The sequence below is a fragment of the Oxynema mangrovii CENA135 genome (genome assembly GCF_016632315.1).
GTDB lineage: Bacteria > Cyanobacteriota > Cyanobacteriia > Cyanobacteriales > Laspinemataceae > Oxynema > Oxynema aestuarii.
The window spans coordinates 3,499,796-3,513,902 of record NZ_JAEOXH010000001.1; the positions used below are offsets into that span (position 1 = coordinate 3,499,796).

General features: G+C 55.6%; 7 protein-coding genes. 3 read left to right on the forward strand and 4 right to left on the reverse strand.

Annotated features, from left to right (window positions below; all coding sequences use genetic code 11):
- Positions 1 to 195 precede the first annotated feature (195 nt).
- Both JJD41_RS13665 and JJD41_RS13670 read right to left on the reverse strand, forming a co-directional pair.
- The gene (locus JJD41_RS13665; protein WP_200666750.1) at positions 196 to 2,349 is read right to left on the reverse strand and encodes an alpha/beta hydrolase family protein; all 2,154 of its coding nucleotides are present in this window, start codon (positions 2,347 to 2,349) and stop codon (positions 196 to 198) included.
- Positions 2,350 to 2,449: 100 nt separating this feature from the next.
- Positions 2,450 to 4,621, reverse strand: a complete 2,172-nt coding sequence (locus JJD41_RS13670) for an alkaline phosphatase D family protein (RefSeq protein ID WP_200666752.1) — start codon at positions 4,619 to 4,621, stop codon at positions 2,450 to 2,452.
- Between the two features lie 156 nt (positions 4,622 to 4,777).
- Here JJD41_RS13670 and JJD41_RS13675 point away from each other — a divergent pair, with 156 nt between their 5' ends.
- Positions 4,778 to 5,806: a lysylphosphatidylglycerol synthase domain-containing protein gene (locus JJD41_RS13675; RefSeq protein WP_200666761.1), complete on the forward strand. Its 1,029-nt coding sequence runs from the start codon at positions 4,778 to 4,780 to the stop codon at positions 5,804 to 5,806.
- 51 nt (positions 5,807 to 5,857) lie between these two features.
- Here JJD41_RS13675 and JJD41_RS13680 read toward each other — a convergent pair whose 3' ends face one another.
- Positions 5,858 to 6,736, reverse strand: coding sequence for an MBL fold metallo-hydrolase (locus tag JJD41_RS13680; protein WP_200666763.1), 879 nt, complete (start codon positions 6,734 to 6,736; stop codon positions 5,858 to 5,860).
- 299 nt (positions 6,737 to 7,035) lie between these two features.
- On the opposite strand from JJD41_RS13680, the gene JJD41_RS13685 reads away from it, so the two are divergent.
- Positions 7,036 to 8,760 (forward strand): potassium channel family protein, encoded by a 1,725-nt coding sequence (locus JJD41_RS13685; protein ID WP_200666765.1) that lies wholly within the window; start codon positions 7,036 to 7,038, stop codon positions 8,758 to 8,760.
- Between the two features lie 367 nt (positions 8,761 to 9,127).
- Positions 9,128 to 11,008: a hypothetical protein gene (locus JJD41_RS13690; protein WP_200666767.1), complete on the forward strand. Its 1,881-nt coding sequence runs from the start codon at positions 9,128 to 9,130 to the stop codon at positions 11,006 to 11,008.
- A 145-nt stretch (positions 11,009 to 11,153) separates the two neighbouring features.
- On the opposite strand, the gene acnB is transcribed toward JJD41_RS13690, so the two are convergent.
- On the reverse strand, positions 11,154 to 13,763 hold the full coding sequence (acnB, locus tag JJD41_RS13695; RefSeq protein WP_200666769.1) for a bifunctional aconitate hydratase 2/2-methylisocitrate dehydratase: 2,610 nt from the start codon (positions 13,761 to 13,763) through the stop codon (positions 11,154 to 11,156).
- Positions 13,764 to 14,107 lie beyond the last annotated feature (344 nt).

A 14,107-nucleotide genomic window follows, 5' to 3' on the forward strand; every position in this document is an offset into this window, starting at 1 on the left:
GCCTCTGGCGTGCACTTATCATCCCCCGATCGCCGCCAAATACCAAAGGTAAGGGGAGATCGGGAGAGGCTGCAAAAGGTTAGGTTAGAGCGACTTTCGGCAGGGTTGAGGTTAGGGCCAAAAACATTCCCCAGGATTCCCAGTTCGGCGATCGAAATTGTCGTTATGAGCCTGGAAGCCTTCAGATTGCTCTAGTTACGCGCTTGCGCTGGGCGGTGGGGTCCAGATCGGTTCTCGTCGGATCTCGGTGCCGTCAAAATTAGTGCGATATACGTATGCCAAGCCTTGATTCGGCGGTTGGGACGGGTCGCTTAACAACACGGACCACCCGGGAACTTGAGCTTGAGTGCAGATTTCGCCGGGTTGAGCCAGCCCCAAGCAGCCATCGGGCCAGAGGGTGGGTGTAATTGAGAAGACTCCTAAGTTGGTGTCGGGTACGGCGAGTTCGCTGCGAGCTTGTTGCAAAACCGCATTGCGGACGCTTTCTCGCAGGGCAAGGTCGCTATTGCGGGTCTCGAAATTTACCTCGGGAAACAGGGAAACTCCGGCGAGGAGGGGTTCGGTTTCGCCTTTGAGGTGGCGGTCGAAGAAGGACGTGTTATAGTCCCGGACGATCGCGGTGAGGAGATCGCCGTCGAGGCGACCTATATCAGTTAAGCCAATGTCATAGCCTAGGGCCTGTCCGAGGCGATCGGGGGAGTAGAGGGCTTGTAAGGGGAATAATAAGGGGAGATCGCTAAAATCCCCATGTTCGGTACCGTCAATCGTGACGTTGTACGCCGGACCTGTGGCTTGTTGGAACAGTCCGGGGCGCAGTTGACGGTCTGCGGATCCGAGCAGTTGGCCGATGGGGGAGTTATCAAAATCAAAGGTACTCGTCGCATTCATCACCATCAACGGGCGATCGATCGCGCCGACCAATTGGGGTGAAATGACGGTCGGATCGAGACTGACCGCCGCATCCAAGCGCGGATCCCGTTGTAAGGCCGCGATCGCGGTCAAACCCCCGAGAGAATGGCCGAAAATGCCGACGCGCTCTAAATCGAGTTTTCCGGTAAACAGGCGTTGCGGGTCGTTGGCATTTACCCCTGCCAGTTGGTCGAGGATAAAGCTGACATCTTGGCTCGTTTCTGCCAAGGTTTGAGTTAAGGCTCCTTCGAGTTGGCTGGGGTCGGCGGGCAGAAAGTTACTGGCAAATGGGGCGATCGCGCCGTTGGAGAGTCGCGAGATTCCGGCAACATAGCTATGGTCGATCGCCCCGACGACATAACCGTGACTGGCGAGGTCTTCAAAGTAGTTAGTATAAAACTCCGGGACGACCCCCAACCCGTGAGAGAACAAAATCACCGGATAGCGTTCTGCCGTGGTTGCCAACCCCAGAGGGAACGAGCGGGAATTGGTCTCGATCTCGTTATAAAAGTTCGGATTCAGTCCTTGAGCTGCGGCGACCGCTTGTGAGATAAAGGCATCCCTAATATAGCTAGCGTTCCCCTGGGTCGGGGGCAAAGTCGGCGGACCCGGGGGTTGAGTACTGTTACCGGCGTTCGTCCCTACGGGATACCAGACCCGAAGACCGACTTCGCGACTATCGTTCGGGTCGGGAGTAAAAATTTCCGGTCGTCCCGGGTCGCGAAACTGATAGGATACTTGACCGACATTCAACGGTCCGGTCGGTTCGGGTAAAGCCACATTCGGAACGCTCAACCGCCCTTCAAAACGGCCCGATCGCAGGAAATGTTCTGCGGGAGAGTCGATCGCCCCATTACTGACGGCGAGGGCGACATCGGGGTAAGTATCGAGGTAAAAACGGCTGTCAAACACTTCGCTGGCCCGACGCCCTTCGGCGGAACCAAAGCTAATAAAATGCTCGATTCCGGTCAATTCGTCGCGACCGACGGCGGCGGCAATATCCGGGTTGGCATTGAGATAGAAGCTTTCGTCGTAAATTGGACTGGGACTGCGCCCTTCTTCGGCGCCGTTGAGGACGTAGTGAACGAACGATCCGGTAAGATCGTCGCGGTCCACGGCGGCGGCCACGTCGGGGTTGCGATCGCGATACCAAGTTAGATCGAAGAACGGCGTCGGCGATCGCCCCTCACGTTGTCCGAACTCGATAAAATGCTCCAGGGCCGTAAACCGGAAATCGGCCACCACTGCCGCGACATCCGGATTAGTTTCCAAGTAATAACGACTGTCGAAAAAGGCACTGGGATCGCGCCCTTCCACTTCTCCGAAAGTAAAAAAATGCTCCGCCGCGCTCGAGATCGCTCCAGTGGCGATCGCTGCCGCAATATCGGGATTTTTGGCTAAATAATAGCCTTCATTAAACAGGTCTTCAGCAACTAACATCACTCAGTTCTCACACGCATTATCGGAAATCGGGGGGCAAGACGCTCGCCTTACGGCAAAAGTTGGTAAAACCCTAGCACTCCCACCCGCCAATTGGCGATTAAAGGGTTTCCGGCGTCACTTCAAACTGCATCCGCACCGTCGGCGTGCGCGAGGCGATCGCCTCTGGATTGGCCTCCAGTTCTCTCTCGGTATACGGTTCGACCCCCCACGTCGTCACCGTCAGCACCTGGCTGTCGCGATCGATTTCAAACTCGGTCCAGCCGTAATTGTGCGCCGCAAAATACGACCCCTGCAACAGGCGGGCGTCGATATTCGAGCCTTCCAACCCTACCGGATCGTAACCCAACGGCACGATCCGATTGTCAATCACCTGCCGCACGAATGCATTTTTCTCCTCCACATCCGTCAATCCTCGGTAGCGTTCCTTCTCCGATTGCGGCAAGAGCGCATCTGGGGTAAACGCCACCGTCGCCGGACCGAACGGCGCCGCAAACGGTCCTTGACCGATATTCAACTGAATCCCCACCGGACCGACCATCACGTCCATCGCCCCAGTCTGGATTTGCGGTTGCCCAAACCCTTCTTGATAGGTCACATTATTGACCGCGTTGCCGTGAAAATCCCCCGTCACGAACACCACATTATCGATATCGTTATCTTCAATAAATTTAAGCAACTCCGTGCGTTCCGCCGCATATCCTTCCCAGCGTTCTCCCGCCACGGGAATCCCAAAATGTTGCATCGGTACGCTAGACATGACGAACTTCCAGGTCACCCCGGAGTTTTCAGCCGTCAGTAAATCCGTCTTCAACTGTTCTAATTGCGCTCGTCCTAACAAGGTTCGTCCCGGTTCAAATGCATCTTGAAGATAGGCGGCGATCTCTTCTTCAGACGCCGTTTCCGCCAAAAAGGGTAAGGGTTTATCCCGGAACGATCGCGTATCGAGAATGAAACTGGCGGCGTCGCTACCGTGAGTATTGAAACGATACAATTTCTGCTTGTTGGCCGTGCGCGGGTCTCCCGTTTCCCCGTAAAATTGGTCTTGCAAGGGTTTAAATTCTTGGAACGCTTGCAAGCCTTCTCGAAACACCGGGGTTTCGTTGACGAAGCCCTCTCCCGTCCCGAAAATACCGTTACGCTGCGGGGATTCACTCGGGGCCGCACCTCCGGCAAAATCGTTGGTAATGTCGTGGTCGTCCCAGGTGCTATAGGTGGCTGTTGACTGGCGCAGATCCACCCAGGGATTCAAGCCAAAGCGTTCGCTGTAAATTTCGTTATGCTTGGTGTAAAACTCCAGCAGGCTCGACGCTTGTCGCACGCCGGGTAAATCCGGGGAACTGCTATCGGCTTCTAAGGTATCGCCGACTTGTACGAAAAAGTCTAAATTGCGACTGTCCGCATTAGAAATAGAGGGATAGGGAGCGAGTTCGCCTTGCCAGTCGCCAGAGACGCCGAAACGCAGGCCCGTTCGCGTCCCGGGAGACGCTAAGGTGCGAAACTTGCCCGTGGCGATCGCCCCGCCGGAATCGCTGACGGTATAGGTATATTCCGTATTCGGCTGTAGTCCGTCGAGTTGCAGTTTCACCGGAACTAAGGCATCGGTGGCGACAATTTCGGCAACTCCCCCATTCCACTCGAAGTTCACCGGACCGGGGGTGGTAGTACGGGCCCACAACATTGCAGAAGTTTGGGTCACGTCTCCCGCCGCGACGCCATTGGGTAAACTCGAACCGCCAGGTTCTATAAACGGACTCAATTCGCGATTTTCGATCGCCCCGAATTCGAGATAATGTTGGATTCCGGTCAATCGATCTGCCGCGACCGCCGCCGCCACGTCGGGGTTGCGATCGAGATAGTACGCTGGATTGTAAAACCGACTCGGGGTTCGATCTTCCCCTTCTCCGAAATTGAGAAAATGCTCGATTCCGGTCAGTCGGTCTGCGGCGACCGCCGCCGCCACGTCGGGATTATTGCTCAAATAAAAACTCTGGTCGTAAAGCAAACCGGGATCGCGTCCTTCCCGTTGACCGAAATTGAGATAATGTTCGACCGCCGCGAGGCTGCCTTGGCGAACCGCATCGGCGACATCGAGATATTGACTCAGATAGTAATCGGTATCGAAGATCGCGCTCGGATCGCGTCTCTCGAATTGTCCGAAAGTGATAAAGTGTTGCAGTGGTGCAATGGTGCCGTTGCTGACTGCATTCGCTACATCGGGGTTCGTTGCGAGATAGTAGCGTTCGTCAAATAGGGTGTTTAGATCTAGCATCAGTGAAATTGCACTCCTCATGGGAAGTTTTATCGAAAATTAACTCTAAAATCCGAGTCTGTGGCGGGATTCTAACCCACAATTAGACCAACGACGGCAACGATCGCCTTAAATTTAACGATCGCCTCTCCTCGGACTCTTCGTGGCGCTTTCGATATGTCAAAATCTCCGCTAACTTGGCTCAAATCCGTTCTCTCTCGCTGCAAACCTTTTATTCGCTGGTTTGTCCTCGGCGCGATCGTCTTTTTTCTCGCGCAAACGCTCAAAGATCGCGCCGCCGAGGTCGCTTCTCTCCAGATTTCGCGATCGGGTTGGCTGAAATTGGCGATCGCTTTAGGCGTCACCGCTTTAGCTCATCTCTGGTCCGGTTGGGTCTGGTTGTGGATCTTACGCCAGTTCGATTCGCCTCCGGCGTCCCTTGGCGATCGCCACGTTCCTCTCGGTCGCGGACTTTACATCTATTTGACCACCAACGTCGCCAAATACCTCCCCGGCAATGTCTGGCATTTCTACGGCAGAATTAAGGCGATCGCCGAATCCGGAACCCCTTTCTCCGTCGCGGCCCTCAGCGTCCTTCTCGAACCCCTGCTGATGGCTGCCGCCGCATTAGCGATCGCCATTTTCAGCAGCCTCAACCTCGCCAATGGCGACCTTTCCCCGACCTCTCCCGCGTTTTTTGACCCCCTGCGGTTCTTAAAATTACTCGCTTTATTTGCGGTTCTCGTCGGCGTTCACCCTCGCTTACTCAACCCCGTCATTCAGTTTCTCGGAAAGCTCAAACTCAAACGCCAACCCCCACTCTCCACATCGGATCCGACCACGGAGGTTCCTAACGCACCCACCGCCGCACAATTGACCCGCTATCCTCTCTCTCCCTTCCTCGGCGAAATCGGCTTTCTCCTGTTACGTGGAAGCGGATTTATTTTGACCGTAGACGTGATGACTTCGGTGCAGTGGTCTGCGATTCCGACATTGATGAGTGGCTTTAGTATCGCGTGGCTGCTGGGTTTGGTCGTTCCCGGCGCCCCCGGCGGGATCGGCATTTTTGAAGCGACGGCGATCGCCTTACTCAGCCATCAGTTCTCCCCTGCGGCTATTTTAGGCGCCGTCGCCTTCTACCGTTTAATTAGTATTCTCGCCGAATGCGCCACGGCGGCGATCGCCTGGGGATTGGGAAAAAGGTAGGGAGTCGGGAGTCGGAAAACAACAAGATTTCCTATTCCCTCGATCGAAAATCTAAACTGCTTCTTTTTTCATCCAATCGAGCAGTTTTTGCAATTCTTTACCCATCGTTTCGCGATCGGCATGATAGCGGCGACCGTGACCGGGAAGCACCCACTCAAACGAATAATTGGCCAGATCGTGCATGGATTCGACTAACTTGGGCCAGGAATACCAACAGTGATTGCGAAAGGCGATTAAACTTTGCAGGCGATCGGACCAGGCTAAATGATCCCCCGTGAATAAAAAGCGATTGTCGTACAGTAAAACCGTATGGGCTTCTGTATGTCCGGGAACGGGAATAATTTGTAAATCCGGGGCAAATTGAATCGGATCGAATCCGGTTAATTTAATTTCAATATCTTGGGTGGCTCCTCTAATTTCTTGCTCGTGCAGGAGGCGATCGCACCCGAAATGGTCGCGAAACTTCTGATGGTCGGCAATATCATCTCTATGGGTCAAATAGAGATAGCGGATGCCTCCCATTGCTTCCAGTTTTTTGACTAAAGGAGGGGCAAATCGAGGGGAATCGACTAAAATATTGCCCCCTGGTCGTCGGATAAAATAACTCGCCGCCCCAAAAGATTTTTCTGAATGATAGCCGCAATGGTAAATATTCTCCGCGATCGCTAAAGGGAAACTCTCTTGCGCTTCTCGAATATCTTGAGGGCGATCGACCGTTCCTATCGAAGCGGTCGGACAAGAGAGCAAGGCTTGTAGAGCTTGCAAGCGTTCCCCTCGATCTTTTGGCTGGCGATAAACTGCAGATTGTCCGTTATCTCGATGAAAGACTGCTGGCATCATCCAGCGACAAGTATCGCAGTCAATGCAGGTGCGATCGACATAAAATTCACCGTCTACATTTTCCGAACGGCGCTCTTTTAAGGTTGCCATTGTTTTGTTAACAATAAATCTATAAATCCTCTATTCAATAATAAGCCAAAATAGAATATTTGCCCTCAGAAAAGCGATTCACCGGGGACAAGTAAGAAAAAATAACTACGCTTAAAGGCGATCGCGCCGATGGCAATGGCTACGCCCCCAATCTAAACCCTAAACTCTAAACTCTAAACCCTAAAATTCCCACACTGGTGTTGTCAGCTACAATCTCGGATCCCGGAGTCGTCAACAATAGTAGCCCGAGTAACACAATTAGCCTTCCTCGATCGCCTTGCGGATCGATCCCCTAAACTATGAAACCGCGAATTATTGTCTGTGGCTTGGGTCGCACTGGATATAAAATATTCTCTCTGTTAAAACAACAAGGTGCGTCGGTCGTCGGGATCAGTACCAAACCCCTCGATTCTCCTGCGGAGTCGCTGCGCGAACGCGAAAGCGGCTCGGATATCGTCGTCGGGGAGTTACAATCGGCTGAAACCTTGATGAATGCGGGGATTCGTCAAGCCCACACCCTGGTGATTGCCGGAGCGACCGACGCGGTGAATTTAGAAATTTTAGTGCAAGCGCGCATCCTCAACCCGCAAATTCGGATTATCAATCGCCTCTTTAACGCCAGTTTGGGAGATCGCCTCGATCGCACTCTCCCGGCACACGTTAGCATGAGTGTCTCCGATCTCGCCGCCCCCGTCTTTTCTTTCGCCGCGTTTGGCAATCGGGCGATCGGACAACTGCGCCTGTTTAACCAAACTTGGCCCATGCACGAAGAATGCATCGACGAGCATCACCCCTGGAAAGACCGCCCCCTCGCCGATTTATGGGACGATCGCAACCGGATGCTCATTTACTACCTCCCCGCCGAAACCTCAGTGGATCTCGTCTCTGCAGTCATCCACCGACATACTCTCAAGGTCGGCGATCGTCTCATTGTCGCCACCAAACCGAGCATTCGCACCACGCGCAAATCGATCGTCGATCGCCTCAAAAAATTTCTCACCAGCGTCCAACGCTTCTACGAACACAGCCAATCCTCAATTTGGGTCACCTTCGTCCTCTTCCTGACCATTTTCGGAACCACCGTCACCTATACTTGGGTGACCTCCGAAACCACCTTTATCGATGCCCTCTACTTCTCCGTCGGCATGATCACCGGAGCGGGAGGCAACGAAAAAGTTGCAGAATACTCCCCCGATATTATCAAAGTCTTCACCGCCGCGATGATGCTCGTTGGCGCCGGAGTTGTCGGGATTTACTACGCCCTACTCAACGATCTGGTATTGGGAACCCGTTTCCGGCAGTTGTGGAACTCCGCACCCATTCCGCAAAAAAATCACTACATCATTTGCGGACTCGGCGGCATCGGCATCAAAATCGCCAGCCAATTACAAGCAAGCGGTTACGAAGTCGTGGCGATCGATCGCGACCCCAACACCCGCTTTCTTCACACCGCCCGCGCCTTGAAAATCCCCGTCATTCAAGGGGACGCCCGCTTGAGCAGCACCTTAGAATCCGCCCGCCTTTGCCACGCCGACGCCCTCTTAGCTGTCACCAGCAACGACACCGCCAATTTAGAAATCGCCTTAACCGCCAAAGGACTCGCCCCCAAACTGCCCGTGGTCGCCCGCAACCAAGACGGCCATTTTTCGCGGATGTTTCAACAAGTCTTCGAGTTCGACGCCGTACTCAGTCCCACGGAATTAGCCGCCCCCGCCTTCGCCGCCGCCGCTCTCGGCGGGCGCATTTTCGGCAATGGCATGACCGCCGATACCCTCTGGGTCGCGTTAGCTACGTTAATCACCCCCGCCCATCCCTTCTGCACTCAGCGCGTCAAGGATGCGGCGATGAAGGCCGATTTCGTACCGCTATACATCGAAACGAATTGCAGTGCGATTCACGGTTGGGACTTATTAGAAATTTGTTTGAGTGCGGGAGATGTTCTCTATCTGACCATGCCCGCGAATAAATTGGAATTGCTCTGGCGGACGACGCCTTCGTTATTGTTGGCGAGTAGTTCGTCTTGAGGATTGTCGAGATTTTAGATTATTTAGATGGCAAAAGGTTAAGGAGTTTTTGGGGAAGGGGGGCGTCCCTTAACAAGAGTTGACGGGTTTTATCTTTAAAAAAAGCTTTTAAATTCAGGGATGGCGATCGCCGGGTTTTATTGTGAATCTTGACGATCTCTCGCTCGCTCACTCGCTGCTCTCGGTGTCGAACAAATCATGATGGCCGATCGACCTCTCGAAAAAAAAGACGGGAATCCCGGGAAACAGAAGGCGTTCCCGCAACGCCGAGCGATCGTTCTTGCGGTGGATGTCAAGGGAACGCCGACGCGAGAGACTAGACCCGAGCGGTTCCCCCGTTGCAATTTGATTTATTCCCACGAGTGCCATGTCACCGGAAACTCAGCAATTCTCCCTCAGTGCGCTGCCGACGTTACTGATGTCCCATCCGTTGTTAGCCGCCAGTTTGGGCGCTACAGAAACAAGACCCCCAACCGAGCGGGCGCACGAGGGGCGCCGTCTCCGTGCAATCCCCAGTCTGCGCGATCGCGAAGCGACGCCTCCGGCGTATCGCCCCCGTTCTCTGGATGAAAACCGGGGACTGTCGGGATTTGACGATCGCCCCCCGAAACTCCAGGCGTTGTATCAGATTGCCCTCGCATTGACCCAAAGTGGAGGGATCGAAAGGGTGGAAATGTTGGCCGCCGATCTGGCGAAACCCTCGGAACGAGAGGCATTTCTCTGTGCCATTGCCGTTTGCTGGGCCCGGGTGGGGGAAGTGGATCGCACTTTGGCGACGATCGCCCGGGTGCAGGATCCCGGCCTACAGGTTCGCAGTTGGCGCGAGGCGATCGTGGCTTTAACGCGGGGCGATCGCCTCGCGGATGCCCTGGAAATCTGCGAACACCTCGATCCGCAAGCGCGGGTCGCCGCCTTGTGCGATCTGGTCGTCGAGTTGCGTTCCCTCGGACACGACGATCGCGCCCTGGCAATGGCACGGACGATTCCCCCCGCCCCACAACAAGTGGAACTGTTCCAGTGGCTTGCCTACGAATGGGCAAAAGTGAGAGATTTCGATCGCGTCGGGCAGGCATTGGCAACGATCGCCGACCCCTCCCAGGAAAAAGCCCCCCCCATGGTCGATTTAGCGGTGGTTTTGGCGGGGGAAGGTCACCTCGACCTCGCCCGGGAATTGACCCTGGCGATCGATCGGCCAGCCGAGCGATCGCGGGTGTTGGCGGAACTGGCAGGGGCGGCGATCGATCGCGGCGAAACGACCCGGGCTTTGTCGATCCTCCACGAAGCGTGGCAACTGTGCCAGCCCTTGCCCGCCTCGGCTTTCAAGGTCGTGACGATCGCCCGCATCTCTCTAGAATACGCTCAAGCCGGGGCGACGGAATCTTCGGCGCGGATCTTAAAGGAAGCGATCGCGGCGATCGAAACCCTCAAACCCAAGGTTTCCGGGCGCTTTCCCAATCGAACCGGGGAGCGGTTGCACGCCACCGAGTATTTGAATCGAGATCTCCCGTTCAACCCCTTTGAAGACGGAGCGAAGACGATCGCCCGCGTCCGATCTCTCGCCCGGGAATGGGTCGCCGATGTCCAAGGGGCGGCAGTTCCAGACGGCAGCGAACCGACGCGATCGCCACGGGAAGCACGAGGGGAGTTTAGCCCCAATTCCTGCGCGTTAATCGCCAATCGAGACTTGCAAGCGGCGTTGGAAATAGCGCAAGGGATTGGCAACGCCGAGCGACGGGCGAAGGCATTACGGGCGATCGGGGTTAACTTAGCTCGGGCCGATCGCGTCGAAACTGGAGTGCAAGCGATCGCGGCGATCGCCGACCGTCACCAACAAGCCGCCGGATTGCGCCAAATTGCCCTGTTATTGTTGGACAAAGGCAAAGTTTTCAAAGCCCGCCTGGTTGCCGACGCGATCGCCGACTTCCAGCTCCAAGCCGAAACCCTCGGTGCGATCGCCCTCAACTTATCCGGACGCGGACAAATTTTAGAAGCGCGCATGGTGGCACAAACCATCGGCGATCGTCGCGAACAAGCCCGCATCTTACATCAGATCGCCCTGGGCTTGGCTGAAATCTCACAATACAATCGCTCTCTTCAAGTGAGCCAATCGATTGACGACCGCTACGCCCAAGCTCGCACCCTCGCCGCGATCGCCGAGCGACTCTACGCCATCGGTCAGGGCGATCGGGCTGCTAAAATCCTCGACTCTGCCTTAGAACTCGCCGAATTGGAAAGATTCTCATCCTAACTCCATCGAGCTTTTCCCAACAAAAAAAGCCCGCCGAAGCGGGCTACATGAGGATTTCATCGCCTTGTCCGAACCCTCAGATCGATCCTGAAATTCACTCGAAATCGTCCGGGTACTCGGACAAACCACTCGAACCCTTCTCGAATTACGATTGAGTTCCGGCAGGAATGCCTAAAATATCCTCGATCTTCGGCATCTCTTCCAACGGAACTACTCGACCTTCATCTTCAAACCCTTCGATTTGGTCGAAATTCAAATAGCGGTACAAATCCCCCGCAAACGGATCGATTTTCTCCGAAACAATATCGAGATATTCCTCAACCGTCGGAATCCGACCCAGCAAGGCACAAACTGCCGCCAATTCCGCCGAACCGAGATAAACCCGCGCGCCTTTACCCATCCGGTTATTAAAATTGCGCGTCGAAGTCGAGAACACCGTCGCATTGTCCTCAACCCGGGCTTGGTTCCCCATGCACAAACTGCATCCGGGCATTTCCGTACGGGCGCCAGCCGCCGCAAAGGTGCCGTAAACCCCCTCTTTGCGTAACTGTTCCTCATCCATGCGCGTCGGCGGGCAAATCCACAGGCGCACTTTCACCGGACCCGCATTTTCCAGCACTTTCGCCGCCGCGCGGTAGTGACCGATATTGGTCATGCAAGACCCGATAAACACCTCGTCGATCTGGTCTCCCGCACATTCGGACATCAATTTCACGTTGTCCGGATCGTTGGGCGCCGCCACAATCGGCTCTTTAATCTCGTCGAGATCGACGTCGAGAACCGCCGCATATTCCGCATCTTTATCGGCGGACATCAGTTCCGGCTTCGCCAACCACTGCTCCATTTTCGCCACCCGCCGCATAATCGTGCGCGCGTCTTGATAGCCCCGTGCGACCATATTCTTCAACAAGGCGACATTGGAACGCAAATACTCGGCGACGGTTGCTTCCCCTAACTTCACGGTACACCCGGCGCAGGAGCGTTCGGCGGTGGCGTCGGTCAACTCGAACGCTTGCTCGACTTTGAGCTCGGGCAACCCTTCCATCTCCATAATCCGTCCGGAGAAGATATTCTTTTTATTCTCCTTCGCTACGGTCAGCAAGCCTTGCTGAATCGCCACGTAAGGAATCGCGTTGACGATATCGCGCAAGGTGACCCCGGGTTGCAAGCTACCGCTAAAGCGGACGAGCACAGATTCGGGCATGTCTAAGGGCATCACCCCCAAGGCGGCGGCGAACGCGACTAATCCCGACCCGGCGGGGAAGGAAATCCCCAAGGGGAAGCGGGTGTGGGAGTCGCCCCCGGTACCGACGGTGTCGGGAAGTAACATCCGGTTCATCCATGAGTGAATGATGCCGTCGCCGGGACGCAAGGCGACGCCGCCACGGGTGGAGAAGAAGTCGGGGAGTTCTTTGTGGGTTTCGACATCCACGGGTTTGGGATAGGCGGCGGTATGACAGAAACTCTGCATCACCAGGTCGGCGGAGAAGCCGAGACAGGCGAGTTCTTTGAGTTCGTCCCGGGTCATCGGTCCGGTGGTGTCCTGACTGCCGACGGTGGTCATCAAGGGTTCGCAGGCGGTTCCGGGGCGCACGCCGGGAAGTCCGCAGGCTTTGCCGACCATTTTCTGAGCCAGGGTAAAGCCTGTGTTGTTTTCTTCGGGAAGTTCGGGACGGGTGAAGATGTCGCTGAGCGTTTCTCCGAGGGCTTTGCGGACTTTATCGGTGAGGCTGCGCCCGATAATCAGGGGGATGCGTCCTCCGGCGCGAACTTCGTCGATGATGGTGTTGGGTTTGAGGGTGAAGCGAGAGATGACGGCTCCGCTTTCGTCGGTAATTTCGCCTTTATAAGGATGGAGGGTGACGACCATCCCGGTTTTTAAGGGGGTAACGTCGCACTCGATGGGTAAGGCGCCGGAGTCTTCGGCGGTGTTGAAGAAGATCGGCGCGATCGCCCCGCCTAAAATATAGCCCCCCGCCCGTTTGTTCGGCACGTTGGGAATATCTTGACCGAGGTTCCACAAGACGGAATTAATGGCGGATTTGCGCGAGGAACCCGTCCCGACCACATCGCCGACGTAGGCGACGGGATGGCCTTTTTGTTTCAATTCGGCAATGGTTTCTAAGGCCCCTTCGAGGCGCGATTCGAGCATCGAGAGGGCGTGCAGGGGAATGTCCGGGCGCGTGGTGGCGTGACTGGCGGGGGAGAGGTCGTCGGTGTTGGTTTCCCCGGGGACTTTGAACACGGTCACCGTAATCGCTTCGGGAAGGGTGGGACGGGAGGTAAACCATTCGGCGGCGGCCCAAGAATCGACGACTTGTTGGGCGTAGCTGTTGGTTTCCGCCAGTTCCAGCACGTCGTGCATGGCGTCGAACACGAGCAGGGTTTTCTTGAGGGCGTCGGCGGCGGTTTGGGCTTTGTCGCCGTTGTCGGATTGCAGCAGTTCGATCAGGGCGTGGACGTTATAGCCGCCGAGCATGGTACCGAGGATTTCGATCGCCTCGATCTCGGAAATGAGGGGACAGTTGACCTCACCTTTCGCCACTGCGGTGAGGAAGGACGCTTTAACGTAAGCGGCTTGGTCTACCCCGGGGGGGACCCGCTCCCGTAACAGGTACAGTAGGGTATCTTCTTCTCCGGAAGGCGGATTTTTGAGCAATTCGCACAGTTCGGAGGTTTGTTGGGCATCTAGGGGTAAGGGGGGAATCCCCAATGCAGAGCGTTCTTCGACGTGTTGGCGATACGCTTCGAGCATGACAGGTGTCTCCTCAAATGGCATGGGCAAATCTTAGTTTAGCGACCGGAATGGATTCCGTAGAAACTTTGACATCTGGAGTGGATGGCCTCTCTCGGAGGGTTTCCCGTCCTAGACGCTCCGTTTGCCAAAGGTCGTGTTTTCCCCGGTCGTCGGTTTGGAGGGTGAAAACGAGGCTTGGCGGCTCTGTCGTCTCTGTGGCGAGTGAGGCGAGGGCGACAGTCGCGCTCCGGTCGGCGATTTCGAGGTTTTGGCCTTGCCCTGCACGCCGTTGTACTCTTTTTGAGTCGCGATCGCGGCGATTTGGCGAATTTCCGTCCGGCGCGCTCCCCGGCTCGATTACA